At 55.2% G+C, this 15,029-nt stretch carries 16 protein-coding genes; 6 read left to right on the top strand and 10 right to left on the bottom strand.

Annotation, left to right across the window (positions count from 1 at the left end):
• Window positions 1-4 precede the first annotated feature (4 nt).
• On the top strand, window positions 5-1,225 hold the full coding sequence (locus tag KP003_RS09170; RefSeq protein WP_217300618.1) for an ATP-binding protein: 1,221 nt from the start codon (window positions 5-7) through the stop codon (window positions 1,223-1,225).
• Between the two features lie 18 nt (window positions 1,226-1,243).
• Complete coding sequence (locus KP003_RS09165) at window positions 1,244-2,593, top strand: sigma-54-dependent transcriptional regulator (protein ID WP_217300617.1); 1,350 nt, start codon at window positions 1,244-1,246, stop codon at window positions 2,591-2,593.
• Window positions 2,594-2,689: 96 nt separating this feature from the next.
• On the opposite strand, the gene KP003_RS09160 is transcribed toward KP003_RS09165, so the two are convergent.
• Window positions 2,690-2,881 carry a hypothetical protein gene (locus tag KP003_RS09160; RefSeq protein WP_216498783.1) on the bottom strand — a complete coding sequence of 64 codons (192 nt, stop codon included), beginning with the start codon at window positions 2,879-2,881 and terminating at the stop codon, window positions 2,690-2,692.
• 68 nt (window positions 2,882-2,949) lie between these two features.
• Here KP003_RS09160 and KP003_RS09155 point away from each other — a divergent pair, with 68 nt between their 5' ends.
• Genes KP003_RS09155 through KP003_RS09145 form a run of 3 tightly spaced genes read left to right on the top strand, consistent with a single transcriptional unit; the run spans window position 2,950 to window position 5,220 of the window.
• A complete protein-coding gene (locus tag KP003_RS09155) occupies window positions 2,950-3,474 on the top strand; it encodes a MamS/MamX family magnetosome protein (RefSeq protein ID WP_236026876.1) in 525 nt (174 codons plus the stop codon).
• 31 nt (window positions 3,475-3,505) lie between these two features.
• The gene (locus KP003_RS09150; protein WP_217300616.1) at window positions 3,506-4,372 is read left to right on the top strand and encodes a transporter; all 867 of its coding nucleotides are present in this window, start codon (window positions 3,506-3,508) and stop codon (window positions 4,370-4,372) included.
• 38 nt (window positions 4,373-4,410) lie between these two features.
• On the top strand, window positions 4,411-5,220 hold the full coding sequence (locus KP003_RS09145; protein ID WP_216498780.1) for a hypothetical protein: 810 nt from the start codon (window positions 4,411-4,413) through the stop codon (window positions 5,218-5,220).
• A gap of 58 nt (window positions 5,221-5,278) precedes the next feature.
• On the opposite strand, the gene KP003_RS09140 is transcribed toward KP003_RS09145, so the two are convergent.
• Together KP003_RS09140 and KP003_RS09135 are read right to left on the bottom strand one after the other, a co-directional pair.
• Window positions 5,279-7,543, bottom strand: a complete 2,265-nt coding sequence (locus KP003_RS09140) for an ATP-binding protein (protein ID WP_217300615.1) — start codon at window positions 7,541-7,543, stop codon at window positions 5,279-5,281.
• A gap of 12 nt (window positions 7,544-7,555) precedes the next feature.
• A complete protein-coding gene (locus KP003_RS09135; RefSeq protein ID WP_239027646.1) occupies window positions 7,556-8,245 on the bottom strand; it encodes a phosphate/phosphite/phosphonate ABC transporter substrate-binding protein in 690 nt (229 codons plus the stop codon).
• A 774-nt stretch (window positions 8,246-9,019) separates the two neighbouring features.
• Here KP003_RS09135 and KP003_RS09130 point away from each other — a divergent pair.
• Window positions 9,020-9,274, top strand: a complete 255-nt coding sequence (locus tag KP003_RS09130) for a helix-turn-helix domain-containing protein (protein WP_217300613.1) — start codon at window positions 9,020-9,022, stop codon at window positions 9,272-9,274.
• Window positions 9,275-9,385: 111 nt separating this feature from the next.
• On the opposite strand, the gene KP003_RS09125 is transcribed toward KP003_RS09130, so the two are convergent.
• The 7 genes from KP003_RS09125 to KP003_RS09100 all read right to left on the bottom strand — a co-directional run bounded on the left by KP003_RS09125 (window position 9,386) and on the right by KP003_RS09100 (window position 14,343).
• Entirely contained in the window at window positions 9,386-10,567 is a 1,182-nt protein-coding gene (locus KP003_RS09125) for a zonular occludens toxin domain-containing protein (RefSeq protein WP_217300612.1), read from the bottom strand.
• Between the two features lie 14 nt (window positions 10,568-10,581).
• Entirely contained in the window at window positions 10,582-10,953 is a 372-nt protein-coding gene (locus tag KP003_RS09120) for a hypothetical protein (protein WP_217300611.1), read from the bottom strand.
• Window positions 10,954-10,955: 2 nt separating this feature from the next.
• Window positions 10,956-12,260, bottom strand: coding sequence for a hypothetical protein (locus tag KP003_RS09115; RefSeq protein ID WP_217300610.1), 1,305 nt, complete (start codon window positions 12,258-12,260; stop codon window positions 10,956-10,958).
• Window positions 12,261-12,341: 81 nt separating this feature from the next.
• On the bottom strand, window positions 12,342-12,551 hold the full coding sequence (locus tag KP003_RS09110; RefSeq protein WP_216498773.1) for a hypothetical protein: 210 nt from the start codon (window positions 12,549-12,551) through the stop codon (window positions 12,342-12,344).
• Window positions 12,552-12,668: 117 nt separating this feature from the next.
• Window positions 12,669-12,797 (bottom strand): hypothetical protein, encoded by a 129-nt coding sequence (locus KP003_RS21480; RefSeq protein WP_275423241.1) that lies wholly within the window; start codon window positions 12,795-12,797, stop codon window positions 12,669-12,671.
• 204 nt (window positions 12,798-13,001) lie between these two features.
• The gene (locus KP003_RS09105; protein WP_217300609.1) at window positions 13,002-13,244 is read right to left on the bottom strand and encodes a hypothetical protein; all 243 of its coding nucleotides are present in this window, start codon (window positions 13,242-13,244) and stop codon (window positions 13,002-13,004) included.
• A gap of 13 nt (window positions 13,245-13,257) precedes the next feature.
• The gene (locus KP003_RS09100) at window positions 13,258-14,343 is read right to left on the bottom strand and encodes a rolling circle replication-associated protein (protein WP_217300608.1); all 1,086 of its coding nucleotides are present in this window, start codon (window positions 14,341-14,343) and stop codon (window positions 13,258-13,260) included.
• Between the last annotated feature and the right edge of the window lie 686 nt (window positions 14,344-15,029).

Below are 15,029 nucleotides of genomic sequence, written 5' to 3'. Positions count from 1 at the left end.
TAGTATGTTCAGGAAAGCGATCTTGCTCTTGGGCCTCGCCGTCACCTGCTGTCTGCTCTGGTTCGCCGTCTACGACTACCGCGAGGCCGGCCCCATAGCCAGGGAAAACCTGCGTGGGCTCGCGCTGTCGCTTACCACTGCCATAGAAAAACTTGCAGCCAACGACCCCTCCCTGGAGACGCTGCACTCCTTCCATCCCCCCGATGTTGCATATTTCACCCTTGTCGACCGTCGGGGCGTCTACCGCTTCCACTCCAACCGTGATCTGGTCGGCACCGCTGTCGACGGCCGGTCCGCTAAGGAGGTACCGCTGCTCACCAGGTCCGAAACCCGCGTCACCCTCGGTACCGGCGAGCGCGCCTACCAGTTCGCCTCACCTGTGACGGTGGGCGGGGAGCCGCTTGTCCTGGTGCTCACCCTGCATACGTACCGTGCCGACGCGGTAGTCCGGCGCGCCAGGCTCAACATGACCATCGTGCTCATGCTGGTCGTGATGGGGTGGCTCTTGAGTTTCGGCCTGGCGCGGTATGCGCGGCGCGACGAGCGCCACCGGGAGGAACTGGCACGCAGGGAGACACTGGCAAAACTGGGCGAAATGGGGGCCGTCCTGGCCCACGAGATACGCAATCCCCTTGCGGGTATCAAGGGGTTCGCCCAGGTAATAGCCGCCAAGCCCCAGGAGTCCCGCAACGCTGCCTTTGCCCAGAGCATCGTGACCGAGGCGGTGCGCCTTGAGAGCCTGGTGAACGATCTTCTGGCCTACGCGGCGAACGAGCCTGAGGCGCGGGAGGATTTCCCTCTTGCTCCCCTTTTTGCCCAAACCGTCTCCCTGCTCCAGCCGGATGCCCGTGCTCAGGGGGTCGGCGTCACCTGGCGCTGCCCCGACGACTTGCTGGTGCACGGCAAGCGGGACCGGATCGAGCAGGCGCTGCTTAATCTCGGGCATAACGCGCTTCAGGCCATGCCTGACGGCGGGCTACTGCAATTATTGGCGGAGCGGTCGGGCAGGGATGCCGTCATCAGCGTTCGGGACAACGGCAGCGGCATAGCCGAGGAGCATCGCCAGCAAGTTTTCGAGCCGTTTTTCACCACGAAAAGCCGGGGGACTGGGCTTGGGCTTGCCCTGTGCAAGAAGATCGTCGAAGCAAACAGTGGCAGCATCACGCTGCAAAGCAGGGAAGGGGAGGGGACGGTGGTCACGCTCACCCTCCCCCGTGCCCGCTGACCAGGTAGAGGAGCCGAGATGAAGGGATCAGTACTGGTTGTTGAGGATGACGAAACCTTTCGCGCCTTTGTGCAGACCATCCTGCAGGACGAAGGGTACCAGGTGGAGGCCGCCGCCGACGGCGTAAAGGCGTTGCGCCTTTTGCGCCAGACCGGCTTTGACGTGGTGGTTTCCGACCTGAAGCTTCCCGGGAAAAGCGGTCTTGACCTGTTTCGGGAGACGAGGCCGGATCCCGGTGCGCCCCCCTTTATCTTCCTCACCGCTTTCGGTACCGTCGACGAGGCCGTCTGCGCCATCAAAGAGGGAGCGGTGGACTTCCTGACCAAGCCATTGAAGGACCCCCAGGCACTGCTCGCTCTGGTACAAAGGACCATTGAGACGCAAAGCCGGACCCGGGAATACCTTTCCCTCAAGGAATCCGAGTCCGCAGGGCTGCCGCCGGAGGAGCTTCTTTTCGCAAGCGATTCCATGCGCGCCGTGCGGCAACTGGTCCATGACGTGGCCGCCACCATGGCGAACGTGCTGATCTACGGTGAAAGCGGCACCGGCAAAGAATTGGTGGCCCGGACCATTCACCTTATGAGCAAGAGAAGCAAGGGCGCCTTTGTCGCCATAAACTGCGCTGCCATACCGGAAAACCTCCTGGAGAGCGAGCTGTTCGGTCACGAAAAGGGCGCTTTTACCGGTGCTATCCAGGCGCGCCAGGGTAAATTCGAGTTGGCGAAGGGAGGCACCATCTTTCTGGACGAAATTGGGGAGATGCCCCTTTCCCTTCAGGCGAAACTGCTGCGGGTGATACAGGAGCGGTCGTTTGAGAGGGTGGGGGGGACCCGGGAGATAAAGGCCGACGTCCGCATCATCGCCGCGACCAACAGGAACCTGCGCGAGGAAGTCACCCAGCGTCGCTTCCGTGAAGACCTCTACTACCGGCTCAACGTCTTCCCGCTGCAACTCCCGCCGCTAAGGGAAAGGTCGGGTGCCATTGATATTTTGGCCGAATACTTCATGCAACGCTTCAGCTCACAGCTGGGCAAGACGCTGAAGGGGATCGAGCACGATGCCCTCGCCGCTCTACGTCGCTATGAGTGGCCCGGCAACGTCCGCGAACTGCAAAACGTGATGGAAAGGGCGGTGATCCTGTCCAAAGACCAGGTCCGGGCGTCTACGCTTCCGGACGAGATCGTGTCCAAGATCCAGGGAGGGCAACTGGACAGCAGGGAGCGCCTGAAAGGGGCCGAGCGCGACCTGATCGCGCAGGCGATCGCGAAACATGGCGGCAACCGCCGCCTCGCGGCAGCGGAGCTCGGCATCTCCCGCCGCTCTTTGCAGTACAAGCTGAAAGAGTACGGCTTTCTCGATGAGGGGTGAGTGGTGCAAGACTGGTGAGTGACGGTGCAATTTCTTGCACCCAATAGGCTTCCCCAGGACAAGTGCGGCAGCGACAGACCGAGTGAAATCGGCGAGTTACGATGCCGCCGCGAACTGGCACGGACCGTGATACCCCTTGACCATCCACATTTCAAAAAAGGAGGTCGAGGCGTTGGAAGGTAGCGTGTTGTTCAGTAGTGCCGGTAACCGGAAAAAAGGGGGAGCGATGAAGACGATGGCGGTGGTTGTACTAGTGGCGGCATTTGCGCTGCTGACCGGATGCTGCATGTTGCATCCGATGTGGTGACCAATCGGAAGGACGGTGCATTGTTATGGCAGGTGGGCGGCTTATTTTTATGATAATGACTTTGCTCCTGAACGGGCTGTGGCTCGGGGATGCTTCCGCGGGGTTTCTCGGCTTCGGTTCGGACAACACAGGGAAAAGCGGTCTTGACTTCAACCGGGGCTACGACCTCAACACCGTGGGGAGCGTTTCCGGTCGTGTCAGTGCCGCGCCGCACCAGGTTGAAAACGAGCAGTACATCTTGGAGGTTCACACGGCGTCCGGCACCGTGAACCTGAGCGTAGGGCCGGGCGGCTTCTGGCAGAAAAAGGGAATCGCCGTTCGGGTCAACGACGAGATCAGCGCCAAAGGCGCCAGGGCGCAGGGGCAGGATGGCAAAGACTACCTGCTGACCCAAAAGCTGGTGAACAAGACCACGGGAGCCGCTGTCGAACTGCGCAGCGAAAGCGGCGAACCAGCCTGGTCGAGCAAGGGAGCCGGGGCAAGTATGCGATCGCAGGATGGCCGGTTCGGCGGTGGTTTGGGCGGCGGTTTCATGCGTGGCGGCGGTATGATGGGCGGCGGCATGCGGCGCTAGCGCCGAACTCCGGCTGTGCCATGAGGTGATGATGATCAAGGCGGGTATCAGTTTCAAGGTCGTTGGCGTTTTGTTGGTTGCGGGATGTCTGTTGGTTCCGCAGCGGGTCCACGCGGAAGGGCCTGCGCTTTCCGCAACCCTCGGCTTCGAGTTCGCCTCGGGCGATTACGGTACCGGCGTCACAACGCGGTCCATCTCCATTCCCGTGACCTTGTCGCTCGCTGCCACCGATCGCCTCGGCTTTTCCCTGGAAATACCGTACGTCTACCAGAGCAACTCTGCCGTGAATACCGGCGTTCTCCTCGGCTCGGGTGGGCAGATGGCAGGGATGCAGAAAGAAGTGGCAGCGATGAACGGCCAGCACGGCGGCAGCGGCTCCATGTCCTCTGCACAGCCGGACAGCTACGGCCGCTCCGCGAGCGGTCCCGGCGACATGACCGCCAAGGCCGGCTACGTGCTGGTACCGGAGGGGGATCTCATGCCGCGGATCCGCCCCTACCTCTTCGTGAAATTCCCTACCGGTGACGAGAGCAAGGCGCTGGGCACAGGGGCCTTTGACGAAGGAGGCGCGGTTGAACTCTTCAAACAGATGGACAGGTGGTACTCCTTCGTCGAGACGGGCTACACCTTCCAGGGGCATTCCTCGGTTCTCGCATTGAAGGACTACTTGAGCTTCAGTGCAGGAACAGGTTACGCAGTAACAGATTCGCTGATGCCCATGGTGGTGGTGAAGACTTCCACGGCTCCCATAGAGGGAGCCAGCGCACTGGTGGAAACGAGGCTGAAACTGAAGTACCTGGTTACCGGTCGCACCAGCATCGAAGGGTACGTGGCCAAGGGGTGGACCCGCAGCAGTGCCGATTACGGCAGCGGCATCGCGGTTTCTTACGACTTTTGAAATTGACAACTTACAGGGATAGAAGAGGGGGTATTACTATGAAACGAGAGATTATTGCAGCGGCAGCAGCTGTATTGGCGGTCGGTATGCTGGCAGGGTGTGGCGGTGGTTCTTCCTCCACCACTGCGGCCAAGGTTGCAGGCAAGGTGGCCGACGGTTACCTGGAGAAGGCGACGGTCTTCATGGACAAGAACAACAACTACCGTCTCGATGACGGCGAGCCGAACATGCAGACCGATGCCAACGGCGTTTATTCGCTCACCGTGGACCCCGCCGATCTCGGCAAATACCCGATCGTCGCCCTCGCCGTCAAGGACGTCACTATCGACCAGGATACCGGGCTGCCGGTGGCACACAGCTACCTCTTGAGCCTTCCCAAGGACAGCGTATCCGGAACGGTGAGCAGCAACTTCATCAGCCCCCTCACCACCCAGGTGCGGGAGATGATGGAGACCGGCAACTACACCATGACCGAGGCGATGGAGCAGTTGCGGCTCAAATTGCACGTTGCGCAGGACTCCGACGTGATGGGGGACTACATGGCCGGGCAGAACCAGGCGCTTCACGCGACCGCCCAGAAGATGGCTACCCTGATGGGGGGGCAGATGGGGCAGGTCTACCAGTCCGGCAGTGATACCGTGGTGGACGTCAACCGTTATCGGGGCATGATGGGGGCGATGTTCAGCAACATGTCATCGGTGCGGGCCGCCGCTACCGACGCGGATATGACCCAGTTGATGACCCAGATGTCCTCGAATCTCAACAACATCACCATCGGCCAACCGTTCCACAACATGTCCTCCTACTTCGGCGGCATGACGGGGAGTGGGGGGATGATGGGGAGGTAGCCCTTCCACACTCGCGGCACCTCCGGGGCGGATGTCACCGGGGGTGCCGCTCGGCATCTTATGGCTCGGTCAGAACCTCCCTCACCTTGGTCGCCAGCGAATGCATGGTGAAGGGCTTTTGCAGAAAACACATGTCCTCGTCCACCTTGCCCCTCTCCGCGATGACATCGGCCGTGTAACCCGACATGAACAGGCACTTCAGGCCGGGGCGGCTTTTCAAGAGCCGCTCGGACAGGTCGCGACCGTTCATCCCCGGCATGATGATATCGGTCAGCAGGAGGTCGATCGCCTTTTTGTGGTCGGCCGCGATCTCGATGGCCTGGTCCGGTGAGCCCGCCGCATAGACGGTGTAGCCAAGCTGGGACAGGATCGTCGTCCCTATCTCCATGATGGCGGGTTCGTCCTCGACCAGCAGGATGCTCTCCGTGCCTCCCACGGGTTTTTCCACTTCCGGCTTCGACTCCTGGGCAACCTCATGCACCGCAGGCAGGTAGATACGGAAGGTCGCGCCATGGCCGGGTTCGCTGGCGACCTCGATGTTGCCTCTGTTTTGCTTCACGATGCCGAACACGGTGGCGAGCCCGAGGCCGGTGCCGCGTCCAAGTTCCTTGGTGGTGTAGAAGGGTTCGAAGATCCGGTCCATGACCTCCCGCGACATCCCCTTGCCGCTGTCAGACACCACCAGCATCACGTAGTCGCCCGGCACCAGGTCTGCCATCCGCGCCTGGTCGTGCAGGTTGAGGGCGACGTTTTGGGTGTAGATCTCTATCTTGCCGACCCCGGCGATGGCGTCGCGCGCGTTGACGCAAAGATTCGCCATGACCTGGTCCAGTTGGGACGGGTCGAGCTTTACTTTCCAAAGGTCGAAGCCCGGCGACCACGAAAGATCTATATCCTCGCCGATCAGGCGATGCAGCATTTTAAGCATCTTGGCTATGGTCTCGTTCAGGTCGAGGACCTTGGGCTCGGCGTGCTGCTGCCTGGAGAAGGCCAGCAACTGCTTGGTGATGTCGGCCGAGCGCCGTGCTGCATCGAGAATTTCCTTGAGCCGGTCGTGCATCTGACCGGAAGGCTCGGCAGTGAGCATCCCGAGTTCCGCATGCCCCATGATGACGCTGAGCATGTTGTTGAAGTCATGGGCAACTCCGCCTGCCAACTGGCCAACCGCCTCCATCTTCTGAGATTGCACCAGCTGTTGCGCCAGTCCCCGCTTTTCGGCCTCCATTTTGGCTTTTTCCGTGATGTCGCGGATTACCAGGACCATCCCGCCCAGTTCCCCCGAGCTGTTGATGATAGGCGCGCTGTTGACGGTTACTGTCCGTTCGGCGCCGCTTTTGGAAAAAAGTCTATGTTGACCCGGTAGTTCAAGGGCCTGCCTCGCCTCGATCACGTGGTGAAGCTCCGCCATCACTTCCGAGTGCTCTCTTTCTCCCGCCAGTTTAAGCACTTGGTCCAGCCGGTGCCATCGGGCTTCAGCCTCGCTCCAGCCGGTGAGAACCTCGGCGACCTGGTTCAGCAGCACGATCCGGTCGCCGGTGTCGGTGGCGATGACGCCGTCGCCTATGGATTGCAGGGTGACGGTTAGCCGTTCCTGCTCAGCTATCAGGCGCTGTTCGGCGTCGCGCAGTTCGGTAGAGGAATGGTTCAGGGCGTCGGCCAGCTGGTCGATCTCGTAGACTCCGCGCTGCACCGAGACCTGGGCCCCCTTGTGATCCTGTAAATCCTGTGCGAACCGGCTGAGCTCACGTACCGCCCGCAGCGGTCGTTTGACCACCAGGACCATCAGGAGGGTGCCAACCAGGATCCAGAGAGCGCCGATCTGCAGACTGCTGTGCCAGGTGGCCCGTTGCAGCTGGTTTGCCGTTTCCAGGCTGAGTGCCATCCGTACCCACCCCAGGTGGGTCCCGGCTGAGATGGGCGCCCAGCAAACCAACTGGTCTCCCTGGCGTCTCAGCAGAGGTTCCCGCGTGGTGAGGACGGTAACGGCCTTCTTGCCGTATATGAGCCGGGGAGGGACGCTGCGCGAAGGACGCTCGATGTTGCACAGCAGGTTGCCGTTGGGCTCCACTACCTGGATGGAGACTACGTCAGGCATCTGCGCCGCGTTCAGCATGTGCGCTTCGAGCCCGGCGTACTCCTGGGTCACGATGAAGCCCGCGGCGTTGTCCGCAAGGCTATGGGCGAGGACCCGCAGGTTGTCCGAAAGCGCCTGGACGTAAATCGACTGCTGCCGACTGCCGGTCCACCAGCCGTAAACGGCGATCATGGCGGTCAGGATCAGGGCCAGCGATACGGTGATCTTTACCTCTAGGCGCTTGAACATCACGGGACCGGGCTACTTGGGTTGCTGTTTGTCGAGCAGGTCGAAGTTGACGTCGGCAAAGAAGGCGTAATCCCGTCGGAAATCAGCTTTCACGGGCGCCACGAGCTTGACCGCTTTCAGCATGTTGCGCCCCTGCTCGGTGTGGTCCAGGTTGAGCAGGGCGGTCGTCACCGCATCCCGAACCTTTTTGGGGACCCTCGGGTGAGCGGCGAAAGGGTGGGAGGCCACCTCCTGGGTTTTCATGATAACCCGGAACTCCTTCTGCATCTCGGGAAAGTCGTCGATCATGCTGCTGTCCAGGGTGGCTCCGGCATCTGCCTTGCCGACCAGGACGCTCTTGGCAACGTTGATGGTGGAACCGCTGTAGAATACGTTGAAATCGATCTGCTGGCCGGTGAGAAGGGCGTGGCGCGTGATGACGCTGCAGACGTTCTTGGGACCGACTATGGCGATGGTCTTTCCCTTGAGGTCCTTCACCTGGCTGTACGGCGAGTCCTTGCGGACGAAGACCTGGCCGCGCAGCATGTTCGATCCCCGTACCAGTGGTATGTATTTCTGCTTCTGGTAGGCCAGGTAGAACATGTTAGGGGCGGCATACATGAAGTCAACATGTTCACCCTTGGTGTCTTCCAGGAAGGTGGTGATCTTGTCGTAGAGTTTGAGCTCGATTTTTACACCCGTCTGGTGTGAAAGATAATCCACCAGAGGCGTCCAGTTCTTGTGTAGTGTCACTGCTGGGAGATTAGGCACGACGGCCAGAGTATATATTTTTTCTGTGGCTGAGGCCTGGAAGGGAAGGGCTACCGCGATGAGGAAAGCCAAAATAAGACTGTATAGCTTGACCTTTAGACAAGACATAAGAATCTCCACTTGAGGCTGTTTTGGTGTGGTAGTACGCGGTTAGTTTCGTTTTTACGAGAAGCCTTAAACTGATACCACACAATTAGACATTGTCAGCATCATCACAATTACTACTCGGCATATGACAAGCTACACTTGATCCATTTTTCCCATGACTTTACGCGCGGGTACTGAAAGAGTCACGGCATCTTCGAATCCGGACTTCGAAAACAGATTCAGTTCCGGCCCGGTTGGTTGTTATTGGTTGGTGTGTGTTTTTTTGCGGGAGGATCGAAGGGGATAGCTGCAATTGTCTCATAAGATATAGAAAGTAAAGTTGTTTTGCGCACTTCCCCATTTTTCACTTGTTCAACCTCATGAATCTGCTAGGATATGCGGCAAAATTGCCACACTTGTGTGAACGACTACGGCGAGCAATCCAGCGAGACGCATGTATTGCGTGCTCAGCAAGCGCCGTAATGTCATCAAGCATGTCTAAAGGGATGCGAAGGGTAACTATTGCGATCCCCTCGGAGGTCACTTTCTCAACGGTCATGTGCTCATTGATGAAGGATTCCATGGGAACAAGGTATTACCACAAGTAATATATTACTGTCAATAATATTTGAGGCGAATATGATAAAGAAATTTTTAGAGTCTCTTAAATCAAGGGGATATACACAGGAACAGATAGCCGAAAAGGTAGGATTAGGACAATCTTACATAAGCCATTTGATGAACGGCAAAAATTGCAGCTTAGAGACTGCTATCAAATTTGCTGATGCTTTTGGAGTATCCCTTGATGAAGTGGTGGGGAGGACACCACCGAAAAAGAAGCCTCTCAGCAACTCGCTAAAGGATCATGGGAAAGGCTTGGCTTTGAAGGGGTGAATGGGCGGGGACGGCTCCGATCGGGAGCAGGTACACAATAAAAGCGCCCATATAGGAACGGTCAGAAGGGTAAGGCGCTTTGACCGCCCTAAAGGGCGCTATGGGGCCGGATTAACGCTTAAAGGGATTGGCCGCAGAAGGAGGTTCGTGAGCAGTAGGAGAGAGGACAGGAGCCGGGGAGGGGGGAGCCGGATCAGCAGCCCTTGCCACCTGTAGCACCCGCGAATTGTCCACCCAAAGACCAGGACGAAGAGCCGCCACCACATCATCAGGAACAGATACAAGCGCCCGCCTGTTTTTACGGTCCACCGAATAGCTATACGGCAATTCGGAAATAGGAACCACTTGCCCAAACAGATCGACTGCCACCAGTTTATCCCCGAACCACGCACCAGCCAGAGAAACCTGAACGTATGACTGTTTTTTGACCGCAGGAGGCTTAAGACTACTGTATGACCTTTGTACGGGAGCTGACATTATTTTAAGGGTGGGCTTAACCGGCATATTGGAAACTACCGGCACCGACGCGCCCCCCGCCCCCGCCCTCACAGCGGGGCGGGGCGCTGGCTTTATGGAATTCTTGGTGTTACCGAAATGTCCCATGAACTTTAGAAAGAAGAACACGGAGACAACACACAGAGCAAGAATTATATAAAGTTGTTTTCGAATTGGTTTAATTTCGTTTGTTTTATGTTCACCATTGGAGGACAGATACATCATATGTATCTTTTTATCTGATTTGACTACTTGAGTATTTAATTTCTCCTGAGTTTTGGGGTGGAGATAGAAGTACCTGAATTCACCAACGGCAGAAAGAGTGCGTCTTTCTGCATCAATCTGATATTCGGCCCTTTGAGCTATGGAAGGACATAAATCAGTCCAAGAATGTGTAATAAGGTAAATATCAATGGGATAGTGACCATGATACCCGAAAAAATAAAGGGTGGATTTTTGGGGATCACCAGCACCTTTATCTTTAAAATTAAATGGAAACGTACCATGAGCCTCATCAAGAAGGAGAACAAATGGCACACCTATTTTTTCGATGAAAGGAACAACCCTATCTAGAGTAAGGAAATCAGCCAAAGTACAACCTTGTTGTTTGAGAAAAACATCAAGATTAACATGGGGAATTCTAAGACCATCTATATTGGTAAGAATGAAAGGTGTTTTATCCGACTTGGGAACCCAAGTGAATAACTCATTATCCCACTTGAAATAGGTAACGAGTACATGACGAACAGCCCAGTAAGTTTTACCAGCACGTGGAGGACCAGTGATAACTTTTTGCATTAGGAAAACTCCTATTAATGACTATAACGATCGGTTGTAAATTTAGAGAAAATACCGCCAATTTTCACCATGTTAAGAACAGCACGTTTTGCAACGAACCCAAGGAACACGGAAAGACAGGCAGGAAGTTTGAGACAGACAGCAAACCATGCACCGAGCTGAGTTAATTGGATAGACTGAGGGGAAAGACCAAGAGTATCGAAAAGGGGAGCAGAAAAATTCTGCATTACTTTGAAGATACCCCAGTTGATAGCAAGAGGAATCCCAATGGTGAAAAGACCAGCAGAGAGAAGACCCTTAAAGAGTGTAAGTACCCGAGAAAATGAGAAAAGGGCAGGAAGGATACGAGCGAGCCAAGCAAGAGCAGCAGCAATTAAAGCAGGCATTTTTACCCCCGATCAAAAAGATAAATGAATCCAGCTAGGTAAGTTACAGCTAGGAGAAAGACCCCCATTGATTCAAGAAATGATTGATACTTGCAGAAACTAATTGTGTATGAACGACCCATGATTGAACCAGTAATTGCACAAGTTGGATCTGAAGTAAGTATCTGATTGCCAGTTATCGAATCGGATAATTCTTGAAGTTTTGAATCTATGTTTGTTTTTATGGATTCCCAGTTTGGCCCTTGACCATATTCGGATTCTCCAATACTGATAGGCCCGTCCGGTGCAATTGCTGGGTTATAGTCGTAGTTTGATGGATTATCTTCAGGAAGTCCCTGTTCTTCAGTAGTAGTATCAGAACCTAATTTATCACCAGTACCACCAGGGCCACTGTAATAATTATTAGTGGTTGTTGTTGTGGTTGTTGTCTGTGTAGTTGTACCAGTATTGTATGTTTTACTAGATACGGTTGTAGTTGTGGTATAAGACTGAGTACCAGCAGGAGCACCGGATTTAGTCCCTTCATTAGTAGTGGTAGAGGTATTGGGATTTGTGGTTGTACCACCAGAACCACTACCAAAATCAGTGTAAGAGGTTGTACCCGTTTGCCAGTTGGGAGGCGGTTCGACGGTCGGCGTATTTTCTGGACCAACATCCGGCGAAACATCGACGTAATCTGAGGGAGCAGCACAGATAGGAGTTCCCGTCGGATAAATGGTGGAATCAGCCGTTTTGGTTTTTTGGTATCCATTAGGACAGTTCCCGGCACTATCAGGTAGGACCACTGCGGCACATACATAACCGCCTTCACCAGTACCATCTATATTTTTAACGTAAAACTCTGAAGTACCATTTGGACACTTTTTGATACAAGCCTTACAGGAACCGCCGCAGTCTATGCCGGTTTCATCCACATCTTGAGCTTTATTGGAGCAGTGATTCGGATAGGTGGTGGGATCGGGAGGGGGAGGAACATCACAGGCAATTTTCGTTATTGAGTATTTGCTATAGGTACCCCAGTACGTGAGATTATCACAGGTCCCCCCAGACGTAGGAACACAGGTTCTATAGAAGGCATCACCGGTGAAAATGAAGTAAGTGTTTTCAGTCCCTTTACCGAGACAAGCATCTCCAGTTTCCGACCCAATAAGGGGACCGGGAATGTAGGCATATCCGTCTTTTTGGTAGGAACGAAATTGGGATATTGGACCACCGGGCGCCATATCGGTAGGAATCTGAGTGCAGTCAATGGCATAAGCCGAAACCGGAATGATAACCAGAAGAAGCAGAAAAAATAATGACCTCATAGGAACCACCTTTGAAGGAAATTAAAAAAGGGGCAGGGCATAAACCCCACCCCCTTTTTTGCTGGAGCCGGACCCCGCCGATTAGGAACGGTTGGTCAGCTTGATCAGCTTCCGGATCGCCCACATGACGAAGAGCGCCGGCAGGATCATCTTGGCCAGATCTTCCGGGCCGGTGGTGTCGATGGTGATCCCGGTGAGATCGACAGCAGCCGCAGCCTGACCAGCAGCAGCACCCACGGCGAGGGCAGCCCCGCCAACCGCTTTACCGCACTTCTTGACCATCTGTTTCATTTTGCTACCTCCTGTTTTTTTATTTGCTACCAGTCGAGAAGCACCCACAATGTAATACCCCCGACAATTAGCCCGGCGAAACCTGCAATTACTTGATAATTTTCGGCCAGTGTCATTTTAAGACCTCGTGGCAAGGCGTACTATTGCCTTGATGCCGAAAAGGGCAGGGAGCCACGCAACAACGAGCGTGAAGGCCCAGTTAAATTCCTGAATGTCCGAAACAGCAATGACGTTGTAGGTAATCATGCAAATCCCCTTAGAAGGGCGCTGTTTGTTGCCACCGAACGAACGCTTCCGAGGCGGGAGCCATGTGACAGAACCCCTGCATGTCATTGGTCGCCCTGGAGGACGAACAGCCGGAACAGAGACACGCAAGAATGATCACAGCCAGAAAGGAACCGAAGAACCAGCAAAGATTATTTGACGCCCTTATCAGTTCCTCGCCCATGACTAGGCCGCCGCCTTGAAGCCGAGAAAAGTGACTTTCTCGGTTTTTGCATCGAAGCCGAGGCTGGCAACGCCTTCTTTGCCCTCATAGGGGCGAATCCCGGCTATCATGCCGTCAGGCAGACGCAGGTTGAGCTTGTCGAAGGACTCCAGATCGAGCAGGGTGATGTTGTCGAAGCTCCATGCACGGCCTTCTTTGTTACCGGACTTGGTGGATACGTTGAGAACACGAACTTTTGCTTGCATTGGCATTACTCCTTTAGAACGGCGCAATCTGCGCGTTTATTTGCTCTCCGAAGGTGGAGAGCATGGAAACAATCCGTTTACCGAGTCGGGGGTCTACTCCGCGACTCCTTTTCTTTTCCCCCGTTTTGCGGTCGGTATACTCCTTGGAGGAGCGGGGGGCCGGGACGGAGAAACCGAAACCGGCGTCTATGACGCGACCGCCGCGAGCTTCAATCATGGACTGAGCGGCCATGAGGGTGTCGCGCATTTCTTCCAGAATTTCACCGCCTTTTTGGCCGATTGCCTGACTGTGAGTCATTTCAGCAATGACTTTTTCGATTGGCTTCATGGTAGCCCTCAACCCGGCGCTAATGTTGTACCGGTTCCCACGTATATGGGACGTTTGATCCTTCGTTATGTATTTCCGCATGTAGTTTGCGGCATGAAGTGGATTCTTCATTTTCTCTATGTCAACGCTGTTAGAGGCTTGCCCCCATATCTTCGTAAGCCATTTGATAGGAAAAAATTGATCCCACAGAATATGGAAATGAATATTTCCGTTTTCCTGCAGCTCCGCGACCCAGACGTAATTCAGCACACGACCTAGGCGCTTTTGTTTGACAGCACAGGTATTGAGAAACCTTTTTAGTTCATCTTTTGCCCATTTGTGATTTATGGTCCCATCGGACTCAAGAGGATCATTTTTGGGCCTAGGCACCACATAACCGCATTGAATATCGTTTTGAAGATCACGAACAAAACGAGGGGAAAACGTAAGGGTGCAGAACTTGCCAAGAAAGGCAGAGGAACATTCAACAGCTCTGCGAATTTTGTTTTTTGCCGACTGGGTAAACCCGTCAGAGACAACATCACCGGAGCGGGAAGGGGGCATCACCTTGTGTTGTCTACCGGTCAGGAACTGCGCCCCGGTTATTTCGCCGGAGCGATAGGAGCGCACCTTAAACCCGATCCGTCCCGCCTGTTTTCTGTAGAGGGGACTTTCGCGGAGATACGCTTGACGGCCTTCGGCTGTTTGAAGCTGGCGTTTCAACCCTTGAGCTTCCATGTAGTCTTCAAGGGAGGAAAACCCGGAGAGGTACTTATAGAGAGCTTTACCCATTCTCAACCTCTGTCAGAGATTGCGAACAGGTAATAAACCCAAGAGGCGTAGCCGCTTCGCGGAACTGGAAGGACTCAGCACCGGACCACTCGACACAGAAAAAGCGGCCTATCGTGGAGCAGTCTACGAAGAGTTCGCATGACTGACAGCCGATAGCCGCTTTAGTTTTGTCCCGCCCGTAGGCATTAGAGGTTGACGAAAGAAGGGACTTTTTATCATTAGGGAATTCTACACAGAATGTCCCATAAGATATATTATGTCAAGTTGCAAGTAGGTTTTTTGATATGGTTGGCCCTCGAGGGTCCTCCCCGTCTTTCGGAACGCTTCCCTGCCGAAGAAAATGGTACGTCGTGCCCGACAGGTGCCTGGCGGTTAGATCTGTCACTCTCTCGATAACGGTTCGACGTAATTCTCCTCCGCCCTGATCACGCGCGCCGCGTCCCGTTTCCTTCGTGACCGGTTCACGCCCCGGTCGATCCCTCGCTGACGCCACCTGCGCTTTCACAACAAAGGTCCAGCTTAGGAAACTCTCCAGGCTTCGAGGTTCGCGTTACACACCTGTCCCTCCTGTCCCATCGTTGCGGGCAAAGAAGCTTTCGGCCGGTCGGAGGCCGCCGACCCCATAAAGGCCCTCCCAGCGCGTCTGCAGCAAAAATCGGGTGCAAGGTTACCCCTGCACCCGATCG

Origin of the sequence: Geomonas diazotrophica (assembly GCF_019063885.1) — a bacterium.
GTDB lineage: Bacteria > Desulfobacterota > Desulfuromonadia > Geobacterales > Geobacteraceae > Geomonas > Geomonas diazotrophica.
Note: the sequence above shows the minus strand (reverse complement) of the source record. Positions and strands in the feature narration are given on the sequence as shown.

Excerpts from the sequence above, each read along its gene's own strand:
- KP003_RS09170 (WP_217300618.1), top strand. The coding sequence starts at position 5 with ATGTTCAGGAAAGCGATCTTGCTCTTGGGCCTCGCCGTCACCTGCTGT.
- KP003_RS09165 (WP_217300617.1), top strand. The coding sequence starts at position 1,244 with ATGAAGGGATCAGTACTGGTTGTTGAGGATGACGAAACCTTTCGCGCC.
- KP003_RS09160 (WP_216498783.1), bottom strand. The coding sequence starts at position 2,881 with ATGCAGCATCCGGTCAGCAGCGCAAATGCCGCCACTAGTACAACCACC.
- KP003_RS09155 (WP_236026876.1), top strand. The coding sequence starts at position 2,950 with ATGATAATGACTTTGCTCCTGAACGGGCTGTGGCTCGGGGATGCTTCC.
- KP003_RS09150 (WP_217300616.1), top strand. The coding sequence starts at position 3,506 with ATGATCAAGGCGGGTATCAGTTTCAAGGTCGTTGGCGTTTTGTTGGTT.
- KP003_RS09145 (WP_216498780.1), top strand. The coding sequence starts at position 4,411 with ATGAAACGAGAGATTATTGCAGCGGCAGCAGCTGTATTGGCGGTCGGT.
- KP003_RS09140 (WP_217300615.1), bottom strand. The coding sequence starts at position 7,543 with ATGTTCAAGCGCCTAGAGGTAAAGATCACCGTATCGCTGGCCCTGATC.
- KP003_RS09130 (WP_217300613.1), top strand. The coding sequence starts at position 9,020 with ATGATAAAGAAATTTTTAGAGTCTCTTAAATCAAGGGGATATACACAG.
- KP003_RS09125 (WP_217300612.1), bottom strand. The coding sequence starts at position 10,567 with ATGCAAAAAGTTATCACTGGTCCTCCACGTGCTGGTAAAACTTACTGG.
- KP003_RS09120 (WP_217300611.1), bottom strand. The coding sequence starts at position 10,953 with ATGCCTGCTTTAATTGCTGCTGCTCTTGCTTGGCTCGCTCGTATCCTT.
- KP003_RS09115 (WP_217300610.1), bottom strand. The coding sequence starts at position 12,260 with ATGAGGTCATTATTTTTTCTGCTTCTTCTGGTTATCATTCCGGTTTCG.
- KP003_RS09110 (WP_216498773.1), bottom strand. The coding sequence starts at position 12,551 with ATGAAACAGATGGTCAAGAAGTGCGGTAAAGCGGTTGGCGGGGCTGCC.
- KP003_RS21480 (WP_275423241.1), bottom strand. The coding sequence starts at position 12,797 with ATGATTACCTACAACGTCATTGCTGTTTCGGACATTCAGGAATTTAAC.
- KP003_RS09105 (WP_217300609.1), bottom strand. The coding sequence starts at position 13,244 with ATGCAAGCAAAAGTTCGTGTTCTCAACGTATCCACCAAGTCCGGTAAC.
- KP003_RS09100 (WP_217300608.1), bottom strand. The coding sequence starts at position 14,343 with ATGGGTAAAGCTCTCTATAAGTACCTCTCCGGGTTTTCCTCCCTTGAA.